A 14,643-nucleotide genomic window follows, 5' to 3' on the forward strand; every position below is an offset into this window, starting at 1 on the left:
GCCCAGGACCACCGCTTAGGGTCACCTGCTGCACAAGAACCTTCCCGTCCGCATGACGGAACCCTCGCGAGAAAACGCTTACTCAGATCCTGTTTATGGTTAAGCTGTCTTTCGTGACCCAACAGCCCTCCGCCCGCACAACGCCATGATTGGCGTCCTGTCCGGGTTCTTCGTAGTGTGGGCCATCATTCTGGTGGGCATGTTCGTTGGACGGCGCAACATCCTGGGCGAGAACGCGCGGTCGGTGCTGAGCTCGCTGACATTCTTCGTTGCCAGCCCTGCCCTCCTGTTCGAAACGTTGAGCAAGGCCAAGCTGCATGACGTCTTCGCCGCGCCGCTCCTGGTCACCGCCGTGGGCGCAGTACTCACCGGCTTGTTGTTCTTCCTGATCGTGAAGTTCTGGCTGAAACGGGCCATGCCCGAAGCCCTCATGTCCTCCATGAGCGCTTCCCTGGCCAACTCAGCCAACCTCGGCATCCCCATCGCCGTGTTTGTCCTGGGCGACGCGAGCTATGTGGCGCCCCTGCTGATCTTCCAGCTCGCATTCTTCACGCCGATGTACCTGATGGCCCTGGACGCCAGCACCAGCTCGCACCGCACCACTCCCCTGCGCTTCCTGCTGATGATCGTCAGGAACCCCATGATCGTGGGCTCTGCGCTCGGCCTGCTGGTAGCGGGGACCGGCTTTCAGGTGCCGACACTCATCCTGGAACCCATCCACTTAATTGGGGGTGCCGCGATTCCCGCCATGCTGATGGCCTTCGGCATGAGCCTCAACGGCTCCAAACCCCTGCAGAAGGAAGCCGGGCGGAGACTGGACACCCTGCTGGCCAGCGGCTTCAAACTCATAGTCCATCCACTGATCGCGTACGTTTTTGCCCGCTTTGCGTTGGGGATGGAGGGACACGCCCTCTTCGCCGTGGTGGTGACTTCGGCGCTGCCCACTGCCCAAAACGTCTTCGTCGCGGCCAACCGGTACCAAGCAGGAATCACCGTAGCCAAGGACACCGTGCTGATCACCACCATCGTGGCCGTTCCCGCCATGATCGCTGTGGCGCTGCTGCTCACCTAGCCGTCAAATACGAGGGCGTCGGCGATGCGCCGGATGCCGGCAAAACCTGGGTAACGTTCACGGCAACGTGGAAGTACAACGACTGGTACGGACACTTGGGCTACTCCACGTCCGCGCTGGCCAAATAGTGGTCCAGGAGTTGCGCACAGCGGATGAAGCCCAAGTGCGAGTACGCCTGGGGATGGTTGCCCAGATGGGTTTCCGTGCCGGGATCGTACTCTTCGGGCAGGAGCCCCGTGGGACCAAACAACGCCACCAACTGGTTGAACAGCTCCAACGCATCATCCAGCCGGCCCACTGCAAGGTAGGCCTCAATCAGCCACGTGGTGCAGATGTGGAAGCCGCCCTCCAAGCCCGGCAGGCCGTCGTCGTACCTGTACCGGAAAACGGTGGGCCCCACCCGCAGTTCGCGCTCCACGGCAGTCACGGTATCCAGGAAGCGCTGGTCCTGGGCGTCCAGGAGTCCGGACAATCCGATATGCAGGACAGCGGCGTCAAGGTCCGGGCTGTCATAGGCCACCGTGTAGGACGCGGCGGAGGAATCCCAGCCTTCCTGAAGCACTTCCTCCCGGATGGTGTGGGCAGTGGAAGCCCAGTCCGCATGCGCCACCCTGCCATGCAAAGCAGCGGCCCGGAGCGCCCGGTCCAGCGTCACCCAACACATGACCTTGGTGTACACATGGTGCCGGGGCGGCCGTCGGGCTTCCCAGATTCCATGGTCCGGCTCGTGCCACCGGGCCAGGACGGCGTGCGCCATCTGCTCCATGAGGAACCAGTGCTCGTCAGGAAGGAATGCACGCCGCTCGGCGAGATCATGGATCAGGTCCGCGATGGGTCCAAACACGTCCAGCTGGACCTGGTGGTCCGCCGCGTTGCCAATCCGCACCGGCCTGGAGCCCGCGTAGCCGGGCAGGCTTTCCACGATCGCCTCCGTGGAGAGCGGCGCCCCGGTCACTGAATACAGGGGATGCAGCCACTCCGGGCCCGGCGCGTTTTCCAGGATCCGGCCCAGCCATCCCAAGAACCCGTCGGCTTCGGCCGTGGACCCCAGTGACACCAGCGAGTTCACCGTCATGGACCCGTCCCTCAGCCAGCAATACCGGTAGTCCCAGTTGCGTGTGCCGCCAATTCCTTCCGGGAGGGACGTGGTGGGTGCGGCCAGCACGGCTCCGGTGGGCTCGTGTACCAGCGACTTCAGCACCAGGGCGGAACGACGCACCAGCGAAGTCTTGATGGTGGGCAGCTGAAGTGCTTTGACCCAGTCACGCGCTGCCTGCCCGACGGCGGTACGCCGCTGGGGTTCACCAGCCGGGTCTGCGGGAGGCGGCTCAGTATCCCCGCACCGCATGTTCAGGACCACAGGCCCTGCACTGAGGGAGACCTCGGCCGTTGCCGTGGCATATTTTGAGTCGCTGGTGATGGTGAAGGCCACGCCCGGTGCAGTGAGGATGATCGGATCCGAGGTTCCGATGATATGCACCTCATCGCCGCGGATCTCCATGTTGAAAGGCGCATTGGCGTAGTCGGGGCGTGGTGCGAAGACCACGCGGGCCTGACCTGTTCCGGACAGGACCCGGACCAGGCTGGTGATTCCCTCCGGGGCCGGTTCCAGATAGTCGGTGACCGTGACGTCCGCCCACCGGGTCTCTACGATCATGGTGTTATCCACATAGCGTTGTGCCAGCACCGGGGACGGCTTCACGGGTTCTATGCTGAAGTGGCCTGCGGGGTCACCGCCCAGGATGTGCGCAAACAGCGAGCCGGAATCAGGCAACGGGTGGCTCATCCAGCAGACCTTTGCGTCCGGGGTGAGCAACGCCGTGGAGCTTCCATTGCCGATCATCGAATGCCGTTCCAGGCCTACCGCGTCCTCGCCGAACAACCACGCCCGGCGCAGTTCGAACAGCAAAGCCAGGACCCGCGCAAAGGATTCCGGATCCGGGATGGTGTGCTCCGCCGTCGTATCCCCTGCTCCAACGTGCAGGCCAAGATCGGGGCCTCGCAGGGTGGCGAGCGCTTTCTCGTCGCTCTCGGCATCGCCCGCGTACAGGGCGGCACTGACCCCGAGCCTCGAACGCAACTGTTCCAAGGCTTGTCCCTTGGCCGGCTCCTCGACCGTCAGGTCCAATACCGTGCCGTCGATGATGAAGTAGAGGCCAAACTCGATGGCGATCTTCTGCGCGGCGAAAATTACCCGGTCCACCACTTCAGCTGTTGCCGGCCGGGTATGCACGGCGACGCCAACCGGTTTGCGGACAACACTGATGCCCTTCTCGAAACCCACGGCTTCGGTCAGGGCTGTGGCCACCTGTTGAAGCAGTTGCTCGGTGGCAAGGGAGAGCGTGTAGGCGTACCCCATATCGAACTCCATCCCGTGGGAGCCCACCAGGTGGACTTCCGCGGGCAACCTGGACACCGCCGCCAGGTCCCTGAGGGACCTGCCGGAGATGATGGCCGTGTGGGTGTTCGGCAGGGCGGCCAGCGCACGGAGTGCCACGGCCGCGCTGTCCAGGGGCAAGGTCTCCGTGGAAACCCCCTCCGCCGAACAGAGGGTGCCGCCATAGTTACAGGCCACCAGCAAACCAGGAACCCGGGCAAGGACCCTCAGCTCTGCGAACAACTGCGGGGTGATGCCGTTCTCCGCATCGGATTGGAGCACCGTTCGGAGCAGGCCAAGCGGGAGCGATTTCATCAGCAGCGCGGAATCGGCAACTGATTGGTTCAAGTGCGTAGGCATGGCAGACCCTTCCGAAGCGGATAACTACAGTCTCCGCCCGGACGGTTTCGCTTGACTACCTAGTAGGTTGCAAACGCGTAAACCTTTCCTTGGATTTATGCGTTTGGTCTCACGGTGCGCCTACGCGCTCACCAGCCCGGCAACCTCTGCCACGAGTTCCACCGACCGCAGGCGCTCTTCGGTCCCGATGCTCTGATGCGCCACGATCAGTTCGTCGGCGTCCGCGAACGTCGCAAACTCGTCAAGGTAGTCGCGCACCACGTCCTTGGTTCCAACAGCGGAGAACTTCATCATCTGGGCGATGTGCTGGCCCTGCGGGGAGTCAAGCACCATGTCCGCTTCATCGTCCGTGAATTCGCGGCCGCCGCCGAAGAACAGCGACACACGGGCGCGCTTCACCGCGAGATGGATGGCCTGCGCCTCTGCATTGGAGTCCGCGGCAGTGACATTAACGCCTGCAATGACATGCGGCTCGGACAACTGTTCCGACGGCTTGAACTCGCGTCGGTAGATGGCAACAGCGTCCTGCAGGGCCGCCGGGGCAAAGTGTGAAGCAAACGCGTAGGGAAGCCCGAACTGCGCGGCCAGCTGGGCGCCGAACAGCGAGGAGCCCAGGATGTACAGCGGCACGTTGGTGCCCTTGCCCGGCGTCGCCTCAACACCCTGGATGCGGGTGGGGCCAGTAAGGTAGCCCTGAAGTTCCAGGACATCCTGCGGGAACCTGTCCGAGGACGTGTGGTCCCGGCGCAGTGCGCGCATGGTGTTCTGGTCGCTGCCCGGCGCGCGACCCAGGCCGAGGTCGATCCTCCCCGGGTGCAGGGTCTCCAATGTGCCGAACTGCTCGGCGATGGTCAGCGGTGAATGGTTGGGCAGCATGACGCCACCGGCCCCGAGCCGGATGGTATTGGTGTGCGCGGCAACATGGGCGATCAGCACGCTGGTGGCCGAGGAGGCAATCGCGGACATGTTGTGGTGCTCGGCATACCAAACGCGGCGATATCCCAGCTCTTCGGCCTTCTGTGCCATGGCCACGCTGCCCGCGAGGCTTTCCGCCACCGTCTGGCCCTTGCCGATGGTTGCCAGGTCGAGGATGGAAAGAGGAACAGTCACAGGAAGGCCTTTCGGTACGTTTCGGTGCCCGCACGGTTGATTGCCGGGCACTTAAGCGACAACGACGGCGGCACCCGGGTTATTTCTGTGAGTTGCGTCGCGCAGTGGTTTCCGCGCCTTTTCCGAACGCATTTGTGACCCCGTTCGACGCCCGATTAACCGCCATGAACCCCTGTATCCCAGCGTTTCAGAGTGCTTTGACCTGGCTCGCAGGGCTGCCGGATAGTTGCAGCCACAAGTACGCATCAGACCGCCCTGTCGCGACGACCAGGACGAACCCAAGGAGAACCAATGGCACGTTTTGCAGCCAAAACCGGCGTCACCGCGGCGCTGGCCGCCACCGCTTTACTCGGACTCGCGGCCTGCTCTGACCCGGGAGCGACGGCGGCTACGGGCGCGTCCGCTTCGCAAGGATCGGCAAGCACGGGCGCTTCATCCAGCTCGTCAAGCGCCAAAGAGTTCAACCTGACGCCGCAGCAGGACCGCATCAAGGTCTCAGTGGACCCGGCTGCGGCCGCTCTGGTTCCTGACGCCATCAAGGCCGATGGCAAGCTGACCGTGGTGACCACCGGCGGCACTCCCCCGCTCAGCACGTTCGCCACGGACAACAAGACCCTCATTGGAAACGAAGTGGATATTGCCTACGCCGTGGGCGAGACCCTGGGCCTTGAGGTTGAGGTCCTGCCGGTAGCGTGGGCCGACTGGCCTCTTGGTGTGGAGTCCGGCAAGTACGAGGCTGTTCTCTCCAACGTCACCGTCACCGAGGCACGCAAGGAGAAGTTCGACTTCGCCACATACCGCAACGACCTCCTGGGCTTCTATGCCAAGGCCGACTCGGACATCGGCGAGGTCAAGGAAGCCAAGGACGTGGCCGGCAAGCGCATCATTGTGGGCTCGGGCACCAACCAGGAAGCCATCCTGGTGCGCTGGGACGAGGAGAACAAGAAGAACGGCTTGAAGCCGGTTGATTTCCAGTATTACGACGACGACTCCGCCTCCCAGCTCGCCCTCCAGTCAGGACGCGCGGACCTCACCTTCGGCCCCAATGCTTCGGCAGCCTACAAGGCAGCCAAGGACGGCAAGACCAAGGAAGTGGGAACGGTGGAAGGTGGTTGGCCGCTGAAGGCCGAGATCGCGTTCACTACCCAGAAGGGCAACGGCTTGGCTGTGGCGGCCCAAGCCGCGCTCAACACCCTCATCAAGGATGGCAGCTACGCCAAGATCCTGGACCGCTGGGGCCTTTCATCCGAGGCCATTCCCGCATCCGAACTGAACCCGGCAGGCCTGCCCAAAAAGTAGGAACTGCTATGGCAGGGCAGACCTGCCGACGCCGAATCCCCGCCGGACATCCCCCGGCGGGGATTCTTGCGCCCCTGGCCCAAGCAGGTGGCAGCACATGCCGCAATGACCATATGATTCCGCGCCGCTCAATGGAGCGTTTGCTGCTGCCTGCTTGGGTGCGGTTAGAAGTGGGCGGGGTCCGTGTTGGCCCCGCACAGGATGACGGCAACGGTTTCGCCGTCGTCCGGCTTGTACGCTCCTGAAAGCAACGCAGCATAGGCCGCCGCCGCACCGTGCTCCACCACGATCCGGTGCTTTTCCCAAAGCGCGCGACGAGCCTCGATGATGTCCTCGTCCGTGACCAGGACGCTGTGGACACCGGTGCGGCGGGCAACCCCGAAACCGATCTCCCCGATCCGGCGGGCACCGAGGGAATCAGCCGCGATCCCGGAAACAGCTACGTCCACAGGCTCGCCCTTGGCCAGTGCCGTGTGCAGTGTGGGAACAGTTTCAGGTTCGACGCCCACAACCCGTGCCCGGCCCTCGGCCGCAGCTGCGATGCCGCCCATCAGGCCACCGCCGCCAACAGCAACGACGATGGTGTCGACGTCGGGCAGTTCATCAAGCAGCTCAAGCCCGACCCCGCCCGCACCGGCCACGATCTCCGGCTGATCGTAGGCGTGGCAATAGACCGCACCCTTCTCCTCAGCGAACCGGATGGCAGCGGCATAGGCTTCGGCGTACTCGGCACCGCCCTGGACCACCGTGGCGCCTATGGCATAGAGCTTGTGGACTTTGTTGGCCGGCGCTGATTCCGGGACGAACACCGTTGCCGGAACGCCGAGTTTCGCCGCCGCATAGGCGTTGGCGAGGCCCGCGTTCCCGCCGGATGCCACCACAATGCCAACCCCGGGGTCCAGCTCGCCGCTTTCCTGGGCCGTGAGCAGGCGATTGAACGCGCCACGGGCTTTGAAGGAGCCTGTGTGCTGCATGTACTCGCATTTGAACCACAGGTGGTACGGCTCCTGATCGCCGCTTTCAGCCAAGGGCGTGTGTCGGACCCAGCCCGCTGTGCGTGAGTACGCTGCTTCTACTTCTTCGCGTGTGACCATCGTGGCTGCACCTTTCCGTCCGTTTCATCCTATGGTTTGCAAAGGCCTCCTGACCGACTCCACAGCATAGGCTTGAGACATGCCTGCAGACTTTGCCCTCCGCCCCGCCGTCGCCTCGGACGCTGCCTGGATAGCAGAACTCCGGGCAGTGGTGATGCGCCCGGACCTGGAACGGTTGGAGCGTTTCGATCCTGTGCGGGTCCGCGAGCGCTTCCTGAACGGGTTCCAGCCGGAGCACACGTCCATCATCCACAGCGACGGCGTGGACGCTGGCGTCATTGCGGTTCGTCCCGAGCCGGACTCGCAATGGATCGAACACTTCTACCTGGCCCCGGCGCACCAAGGAAAGGGGCTCGGCGGCCAGGTGCTGCGGCACGTCATGGCGGCCTCCGTGGACGAGCGCCCGTTCCGGTTGAACGTGCTCCAGGGCAGCCCCGCACGCCACCTGTATGAGCGGCATGGCTTCGTGCTCGAAAACGAGGACCCGGTGGATGTTTTCATGGTCGCCCCAAACCCTTCTCGGTGGCCCTAGCCTTTCTCGTAGGAGGGGGTTTGTTGGAGCGTCGACTGCGGTGATCGAGTGTTGCTTTGACGTGGGCTCCAGAAAGGGCGGGTCAACCGGCGAAAGTCTCGAAACCACACCTGGACCGCTGGCCGAAACCGCCGCGGAGTTGTCCCGCACTGCGCAATTGCGTGCACCTCGCCAGCACAGCAAAGCGGTTGCCCTGCCGTCCATTGCCGGCACCGCGATGTTGTTCCTGGCGGCATCGAGTAAGAACAAGACAGCGGCGCAGGCTGCGCTAATGGTGCAGCTGGCGAACATGGCTGCAGCGATTTACGACATGCATCTGCAATCCGATTTCCAGCACCGCAGAAGGGCGTCACGTTTCCACGTGATGCCCTTCTTCTTCTGGTCTGACGAACAGGGGATCTAGGGCTTGGCTGCGGACTTACCGACAGCGGCCAGTAGTTCGCTCATGAAGTTTGAGCTCAGCGACACTCCAGCGTCTTCCTTGGAATCTGGGGAGGAACCGAACACCCTTGAAGCAAAGGCCGCTCGCAAATGGTTCCGAAGATCGACATCCGTCAAAGGCTCGACGTAGCCGTCAAAAGTTAGTAGCTGCTCTTTGATAGTCCTGGCCCAGGTGCCAAGGTCGCGATGATATGCGGCTTGCCTGCCGAAATAGGTCGCCAAACCCAGAACTGCGCCCAGAAGCGAAATTCGGATAATCGCATCTCCTGTTGTCGTTGTTCCTCCATGAGAGGCCCCTGGCACGAACCCCAGAACAAAGCTCCCCACGATACCGAGAGCGACGCCAGCAACCGTCAGGCAGCGAAACAGAAGCGCCGACCGAAGGTGATACTTCGATAACTTCTCGAACCTGTCTGTTAGCTTCGCTCCCGATACGAAGCCAGCGGCGGTTCGCGCGCTTACCGCCGCCGCTTCAAGTTCCTTGACCGTCGTCCGTGCGTACAATAGGCCGGCACGAAGCTCCTGGGACATCTCCGCTTGTTCAATCCGAGCTTCAAGCAACGAGGCCCTCCGAGAATCATCCCGTGCTTTCAAAGCTGCTTCTGGGATATGCCCATTCCTACTGGCATGGTCCATGGATACCCGTTCAACCTTGGAGACGTATCTCTTGAGCGTATTTAGTAGGTATCCACTCCAGATCACAATATTCTTCGAGTCACGCTGCGTTAGGGCGGCCCTCAGTTGCTCAACATCGTTGTCGTGAGCCTTGATGGACTTCGTGTCTACCAGGACTGAGCTTTCATAAGTTGAAAGAAACTCGTAGTCCGGGCCGAGAGCTTCGGCCCAAATGAGTATTACGTCTCTAACGCGCGCATGGACCTCGGGATCCTCCATACTCAGCTGGTCAACCACTTCGCGGTACGGCCCATTGAGGGATTCAATCCCGGTTCTAAGTTCGGTCAGCGTCTTTTCCACGGTCCATTCCACCACGGACGTTACGCCTAGGCAGGACCAGACCCTGGGACGAGTTCAGTAATGACTCGTCCGTACATCGAGGAACCAACCCGGGAGAGCTTTCTTAGGCTCAAGGTGTTTCGGGCCTCGGCGGTCCAAGCCGCTGAGGAAACGTGCGTCGCCGATTCAGCGGAGTGATCTCCGAATCCGCACGAATTGATCAACAGGTTTGAGTCCAGTCCTTATGAGGCGACGGAAAAATTCTCTCTGGGTTTTTGCGACACGATCGGGATCTCTCCGCCACTCTAACCGTAAGGGGTACTGCACCCTTCAACCGGTTCTTTCATCCATGGGTAAGGTGAGGTCTGTGCGTACGGCAGCAAGGCGGTGATTCTCCGTTCCCTGACGTCTCACCGCCGGGGGCCATCGCCTTTGCGCGCCTCCGGACATTGGACAACATTGAATAGGAAACGCATCCCACTCGCCGTTGCGGGCCTGCTGCTCGCGGGATGTTCTTCACCCGCAACCCAACCAGGGTCCACATCAAGCATGCCTGAACTGACGACAGAGAGCAGCGAGCCGGCAGCAGCCGCAGAGACTGTCCCTCCCACATCTGCCGAAGCCGACAAGACTGCGGCCTTCAAAACAGCTAACGCCTCTGCGGCCTGGGCCGAGAGAGTCACCGCAGTGACCGAGCCGGAACCGGGCAGGCTTAGCATCGACACCGCACTCAGCGACCCACGCGGAGCGCAAGGCAGTGAGGAAGCACAGACTGCCATAGCAATCTGCGAGTCCGCAGTTCAGCTCTACCAGCCCAGTTATATTGCAGTTAAAGAAAAAGACGGAACCCACTTCGTCCTCTTCGGACACCCCTCCGTGCCCAAGGGCGCGTGCGCCGAAGTCTGAACTGGCAGATGTTTGGAAGCCCCTGAGACATAGTCTCCAGGGGCTTCCGATTCGGCTACTCGGAGGAAGCCCCGACAGCAGGTGCGGGAGTCTCGGCCGGCGCCTGCACCTGAAGTGCGTCGATCTTCACTAGGGCCCTATGGGCGGCCACGTACATCATGATTGTGCCGATAAGGCCGCAGAGGAAGCCCAAAATTGCAAAGGTCATGGCTACGCCGTTAGGCCCGCTGCTCCCGTAGAGCGTAGGCCTAATCGAGGCCGTCGCTGCCATCGCACCTATAGAACCGACAACCCACCCAGTAATGGACAAAAATACGCCGGAGACAAAGACCCCAGCGGAACGCTTGAACTGCAAAGTACTTCCCCATTTCCATTTAGACAACAGGGAGTACTCTATGTTTCGCCTTCCTATATGCTCGTCTCGACTGTCGGCACGCGCCGATTTATGACGTTAGCGACCAACCGTAAATCCGCCGCAATGGAAACCTCACAGGTGAGCAACCCAGGACGACCAATGGCTCTGCCTCAATCCGTGAGGGACAACCACTTTTAACCGCGCATCGTCCTGACCCGGCGACAAAGCCACAGACGAGTCATCTGAAGTTTCCTGGTCAAGCACCTGTTGCGGTGGCGACTTCTGAAATTTTGCCGTCCGTGGGATCCGACTCTATGGTGAGGGTTCTTTCGCGTCCTGGTCCAGGACGTCGGCGAGCTCGTGGCCAAGGCGGCCCCGACCGATGAGGTCGTTCGCTTCGGAGGCTTATTGTTCGGCCTGGGTGCGGGCTTCCTCGGTGAGGACTTCTGCCCGCGCGGCACTGGTGAAGGCCGGCGTCTCAACGAGTGACGACCTCAGCTACGTCAGTCATCGCGACGACTTTGAACTGTTATTTCAGGAACGATGGTTCCGGCACATCGCCCCGGACCTGCAACTGCACACCATGGCTGCCCTCGGACGGAACCTCCAAGAGATCGAAGCAAAACTCGATGAAGCCGTGGCCGCGGCAAGGACCGAAGGCGTGTCCTGAGACGAAATCGGCAAGGCGTTCGGCATCAGCTGCCAAGGGTCTCAAGAGCGCTGGGACACTTCAGAACTCCGACCTTCCCCCGACAAGCCCAGGAATTCGAAGTTGTAGGGGTCCTTCGCGATTTGTTGGGCGAGCTCGGAGTCTTGCGCAACAAGCTGGTGCGCGAAGTTGGACAGAGCTGCTCCGGTCCTTTCCAGGGTCCGGTTCATGATCATGTTCAGCAGGACATTCCTGGACCACCCGTATTGGACGGCCGCCGCAGCGTAGGTAGTGCGTTTTTCCCGTATGTCCAACTTGTCCAGCAGGACAGTGGCGTGGCCCCACGGCAATTGCGCAACAGCTTGTTGCGCAATTGGGCTGCGTTGCCAGGCTCCGGCGAACGTTGTCATGTACTGGGTATTGCGCGGCGAAAGGCCTTTCATCTCCGGGAACTCGGCATGCAGAATGCGAGCCACCGACAGCCACCTTGGACTCAATTGTCCAGACGCTGTATGGACAATTGAGCCTACGGGGCATCAGTAGGCGGTCGTCCTGATCTGTGGGCGGGTTGTTCCGACTGATGGTGATCACTCGAGCCTCCTGACTGCCCCACCCCAAGTGCGGTAGCCTCAGCACAACCTACGCACGTCAATGCCGCTTCCGGGGGGAACATCATGGGGAACGTTCGAGCGCGCACCAAAGCGCCCAACAAAGCGCTCAAAACCAAAGCGCTCAAGAAGAGGTATCCACTGGTGCCGGCCAAGGCCATGGCGGCCGGTCTGCTGGCCGCGGGACTGATCGCGGCGGGGCTGCTCGCCACGGAGGCACCACCCGCAACCGCGGACACGCAGCTACCGCAGCCAACTCAGCCAACTCAGCCAACGCCAATCATCGACGGCGCCGCCTACGTGGGTGCCGAGCTGCGCCGCCAGTACGACTACAGCTACTGGGGCTGCCGGAATCCGGACGGCTCGGGTGACGGCATCACCTTGGAGTGGTTGCGCGACGGCGATCCGCTTCCGGAGGATCGGCAAGGGGAAACTCTTCGGATCCTGCCCGAGGACCAGGGCAGCCGGATATCCATGCGGGTCCATCCCCTCACCCCGGGAAACCAGGGCTGCCCAACCGGCACGCAGCTGAGTTCGGAAACCTTGCCGGTGAAGGCCTCCAGCAGGGCCATGGGCTGGACCGGGCGGGGCAACTTTGAGCCCCTCGCGCGGACGCACGATGGCCGGCTCATCCTGTACCCGCGGACATACACCTATTACAAGGGCGCCTGCGAGGGCCCCTGCCCCGCATATTGGGGTTCCTGGGACGAGCCACAGCAGGTAGGCCAGGGCTGGAACGTCTTTGACATCGTCTTCTCCCCCGGCGATTTCGACGGCGATGGCTTCAACGATCTCCTCGGCCGCGATGCAGCAGGCAAGCTCTTCCTCTACCCCGGCGATGGCGAGGGCGGTTGGCTCGACAGGCAACAGGTGGGCCAAGGCTGGAACGTCTTCAATTCCATCGTGGGCCCGGGCGACTTCAACGGCGATGGCACCAATGACGTTCTGGCACGGGACACCGCAGGCGGCCTCTTCCTCTACCCTGGCGACAGCGAAGGTGGCTGGCTCCCCCGCGAACAGGTGGGCTGGGGCTGGCAGGTCATGAACAAGATCATCACCGGCGGCGACATGAATGCCGATGGTGCCGTGGACATCTTCGGACGCGACCAGGACGGTTTCCTGCACCAGTACCCCACTGACGGCGAGGGCGGCTGGGAGGATCCGGCGTCCCTCGGCCCGGGGTGGGAGGCGTTCACCGAGGTAGCCGGAATTGGTAGTTCCAGCCACTCGAAATACAACGAACTCTCGGCCGTCGCCGCCAACGGCGACCTTTTGAGCTACATCACCGGCGCTTCCGCCACTGGCCTCTACGGCCCATACGGCCCTGTCGGCCGGGGCTGGAACGTGTTCAAGGAACTGCTCTAAGCCCCGGGTGCTACAGCGGCTGCCCCATCACTGTCAGCTGAATATGTACGGTCCCGCGCGAAGGGTCGACGACGGCGGAACCCGGCCCGCCGTCGTCGGGCGCCCTGCGGCGCTGGCCCGGCGTGAAACCAAACCAGCGCCGCCAGAACTGCAGAAGGCGGGCCGTGCTCATGGGACGTGCACCACGTCTTCGGCACGGACCGGCGTCTCCAACCCCAGGTTTCCCCGGAGCGTAGTGCCACGGTATTCGGTGGGGTAGACGCCGCGTTCCTGGAGTTCGGGTACCAGGTGGTTCACGATGTCGTCGATTCCGGTGGGGATGAGCCACGGTGAAATGTTGAAGCCATCCACCGCGCCAACCCGGGCATATTCTGCGAGGTGGTCTGCCACGGCGGTGTAGGAACCGGTGAACGTGGAGTCGATCCGTGCCGTCTTGGACGTGACGAACTGGCGGATGGACAGGCCCTTGTCCTTGGCCTCCGCCCTCCACTGGTCAGCGAGTTGGCGGGCCTTGGCGCCGTGGAAGCCGCTGCCTCGGGTCTCGGAGGTTTCCTCCACCACGGGGTCGATCTCCGGAAGGGGACCATCGGGATCGTAGGAGGAAAGCTCCCGGCCCCAAAACTGTTCCAGATAGGCAATGGCCTGCTGCGGCCCGATCTGCAGGCTGCGGACCCAGGCCTTCTTTTCCTGGGCTTCCTGATCGGTGGCGGCAAGGATGAACTCGCTGGCGGGCATGATCTGCACGGCATTGGCTCCACGCCCGGCTGCGATGGAGCGTGCCACGATGTCGCGGCGGAACTCCACGGCGTCATCGAACTTGGGGTGGGCGGAGAAGATCACATCCGCCTGGCGGGCTGCGAAATCGCGGCCGTCCGGGGAATCGCCGGCCTGGAAAAGCACGGGGCGGTACTGGGCGCTGCGCGGCAGCCGCGGTGTGACATCAACGGTGTAGTGCTGTCCTTCGTGCAGGACCGGCCGGGCCGGTCCGGACGAGGTTTCCCATGAATCCCAGATCCGTTTGGCGGTTTCGACGAACGCTTCGGCATGCCTGTAACGGTCGGCGTGGTCCAGGTATCCGCCGCGGCGGAAGTTGGCACCGGTCCAGGCGTTGTCCGTGGTGACAATGTTCCACGCGGCCCGGCCACCGGAGATCAGGTCAAGGGAGGACAAGCGGTGCGCCAGGTCTGCAGGGTCGTTGTAGGTGGTGTTCTGGGTGGCCACCAGGCCGATGTTGCTGGTGACCGCGGCGAGGGCGGCCAGCATGGTCTGGGCGTCTGGCCGGCCCACCACATCCAGTGCGTGCGGACGCCCGAGGTGTTCGCGCAGGCGGAGGCCTTCACCGAGGAAGAAAGCTGCGAACTTGCCTCGCTCGGCGGTCTGGGCGATGTGGCGGAAGGACTCGAAGTCCGTCTGCGATCCCGCCTGGGGAGCCTTCCAGATGGTGCCGGAGTTAACACCTTGGAAGAAAATGCCGAACTGGATCCGGCCGCTGGGCTGGAAAATATCGCGGGTCATGGTGGT

Annotated in this window: 13 protein-coding genes and 1 pseudogene; 7 read left to right on the plus strand and 7 right to left on the minus strand. The window is 62.6% G+C overall.

Features of this window, described 5'->3' with window-relative positions:
* The first annotated feature begins 145 nt into the window (after positions 1-145).
* On the plus strand, positions 146-1,072 hold the full coding sequence (locus LDN85_RS19570) for an AEC family transporter (protein WP_026543290.1): 927 nt from the start codon (positions 146-148) through the stop codon (positions 1,070-1,072).
* Positions 1,073-1,172: 100 nt separating this feature from the next.
* Here LDN85_RS19570 and LDN85_RS19575 read toward each other — a convergent pair whose 3' ends face one another.
* Positions 1,173-3,809, minus strand: a complete 2,637-nt coding sequence (locus LDN85_RS19575) for a trehalase-like domain-containing protein (RefSeq protein WP_223943895.1) — start codon at positions 3,807-3,809, stop codon at positions 1,173-1,175.
* 120 nt (positions 3,810-3,929) lie between these two features.
* A complete protein-coding gene (locus LDN85_RS19580) occupies positions 3,930-4,919 on the minus strand; it encodes an LLM class flavin-dependent oxidoreductase (protein WP_026547810.1) in 990 nt (329 codons plus the stop codon).
* 291 nt (positions 4,920-5,210) lie between these two features.
* Between LDN85_RS19580 and LDN85_RS19585 the strand changes: the two genes are divergently transcribed.
* Complete coding sequence (locus LDN85_RS19585) at positions 5,211-6,218, plus strand: ABC transporter substrate-binding protein (protein ID WP_026547809.1); 1,008 nt, start codon at positions 5,211-5,213, stop codon at positions 6,216-6,218.
* 164 nt (positions 6,219-6,382) lie between these two features.
* Here the strand turns inward: LDN85_RS19585 and LDN85_RS19590 are convergent, their stop codons facing one another.
* Complete coding sequence (locus LDN85_RS19590) at positions 6,383-7,312, minus strand: threonine/serine dehydratase (protein WP_026547808.1); 930 nt, start codon at positions 7,310-7,312, stop codon at positions 6,383-6,385.
* Positions 7,313-7,391: 79 nt separating this feature from the next.
* On the opposite strand from LDN85_RS19590, the gene LDN85_RS19595 reads away from it, so the two are divergent.
* Together LDN85_RS19595 and LDN85_RS19600 are read left to right on the plus strand one after the other, a co-directional pair.
* On the plus strand, positions 7,392-7,844 hold the full coding sequence (locus LDN85_RS19595) for a GNAT family N-acetyltransferase (protein WP_223943896.1): 453 nt from the start codon (positions 7,392-7,394) through the stop codon (positions 7,842-7,844).
* 61 nt (positions 7,845-7,905) lie between these two features.
* Positions 7,906-8,247: a hypothetical protein gene (locus LDN85_RS19600; RefSeq protein WP_223943897.1), complete on the plus strand. Its 342-nt coding sequence runs from the start codon at positions 7,906-7,908 to the stop codon at positions 8,245-8,247.
* On the opposite strand, the gene LDN85_RS19605 is transcribed toward LDN85_RS19600, so the two are convergent.
* Complete coding sequence (locus tag LDN85_RS19605; protein ID WP_026547806.1) at positions 8,244-9,260, minus strand: hypothetical protein; 1,017 nt, start codon at positions 9,258-9,260, stop codon at positions 8,244-8,246. The genes LDN85_RS19600 and LDN85_RS19605 overlap by 4 nt on opposite strands.
* A 528-nt stretch (positions 9,261-9,788) precedes the next feature.
* Here LDN85_RS19605 and LDN85_RS19610 point away from each other — a divergent pair.
* Positions 9,789-10,145, plus strand: a complete 357-nt coding sequence (locus tag LDN85_RS19610) for a hypothetical protein (protein ID WP_026547805.1) — start codon at positions 9,789-9,791, stop codon at positions 10,143-10,145.
* A 55-nt stretch (positions 10,146-10,200) separates the two neighbouring features.
* Here the strand turns inward: LDN85_RS19610 and LDN85_RS19615 are convergent, their stop codons facing one another.
* Positions 10,201-10,353, minus strand: coding sequence for a hypothetical protein (locus LDN85_RS19615; protein WP_155854137.1), 153 nt, complete (start codon positions 10,351-10,353; stop codon positions 10,201-10,203).
* A 583-nt stretch (positions 10,354-10,936) separates the two neighbouring features.
* On the opposite strand from LDN85_RS19615, the gene LDN85_RS19620 reads away from it, so the two are divergent.
* Entirely contained in the window at positions 10,937-11,170 is a 234-nt protein-coding gene (locus tag LDN85_RS19620) for a hypothetical protein (protein WP_223943898.1), read from the plus strand.
* Positions 11,171-11,217: 47 nt separating this feature from the next.
* On the opposite strand, the pseudogene LDN85_RS19625 reads toward LDN85_RS19620, so the two are convergent.
* Positions 11,218-11,625, minus strand: a pseudogene (locus tag LDN85_RS19625) (DUF1016 N-terminal domain-containing protein); the annotation flags it as partial.
* 198 nt (positions 11,626-11,823) lie between these two features.
* Between LDN85_RS19625 and LDN85_RS19630 the strand changes: the two are divergent.
* Positions 11,824-13,122, plus strand: coding sequence for a VCBS repeat-containing protein (locus LDN85_RS19630; RefSeq protein WP_223943899.1), 1,299 nt, complete (start codon positions 11,824-11,826; stop codon positions 13,120-13,122).
* A 168-nt stretch (positions 13,123-13,290) separates the two neighbouring features.
* On the opposite strand, the gene LDN85_RS19635 is transcribed toward LDN85_RS19630, so the two are convergent.
* On the minus strand, positions 13,291-14,637 hold the full coding sequence (locus tag LDN85_RS19635) for an NtaA/DmoA family FMN-dependent monooxygenase (RefSeq protein ID WP_223943900.1): 1,347 nt from the start codon (positions 14,635-14,637) through the stop codon (positions 13,291-13,293).
* Positions 14,638-14,643 lie beyond the last annotated feature (6 nt).

Source organism: Arthrobacter sp. StoSoilB20 (assembly GCF_019977295.1).
GTDB lineage: Bacteria > Actinomycetota > Actinomycetes > Actinomycetales > Micrococcaceae > Arthrobacter > Arthrobacter nicotinovorans_A.

Coding starts and splice junctions, on each gene's coding strand:
- LDN85_RS19635 (WP_223943900.1), bottom strand. CDS start 14,637: ATGACCCGCGATATTTTCCAGCCCAGCGGCCGGATCCAGTTCGGCATT.
- LDN85_RS19610 (WP_026547805.1), top strand. CDS start 9,789: ATGCCTGAACTGACGACAGAGAGCAGCGAGCCGGCAGCAGCCGCAGAG.
- LDN85_RS19575 (WP_223943895.1), bottom strand. CDS start 3,809: ATGCCTACGCACTTGAACCAATCAGTTGCCGATTCCGCGCTGCTGATG.
- LDN85_RS19630 (WP_223943899.1), top strand. CDS start 11,824: ATGGGGAACGTTCGAGCGCGCACCAAAGCGCCCAACAAAGCGCTCAAA.
- LDN85_RS19590 (WP_026547808.1), bottom strand. CDS start 7,312: ATGGTCACACGCGAAGAAGTAGAAGCAGCGTACTCACGCACAGCGGGC.
- LDN85_RS19615 (WP_155854137.1), bottom strand. CDS start 10,353: ATGACCTTTGCAATTTTGGGCTTCCTCTGCGGCCTTATCGGCACAATC.
- LDN85_RS19595 (WP_223943896.1), top strand. CDS start 7,392: ATGCCTGCAGACTTTGCCCTCCGCCCCGCCGTCGCCTCGGACGCTGCC.
- LDN85_RS19585 (WP_026547809.1), top strand. CDS start 5,211: ATGGCACGTTTTGCAGCCAAAACCGGCGTCACCGCGGCGCTGGCCGCC.
- LDN85_RS19570 (WP_026543290.1), top strand. CDS start 146: ATGATTGGCGTCCTGTCCGGGTTCTTCGTAGTGTGGGCCATCATTCTG.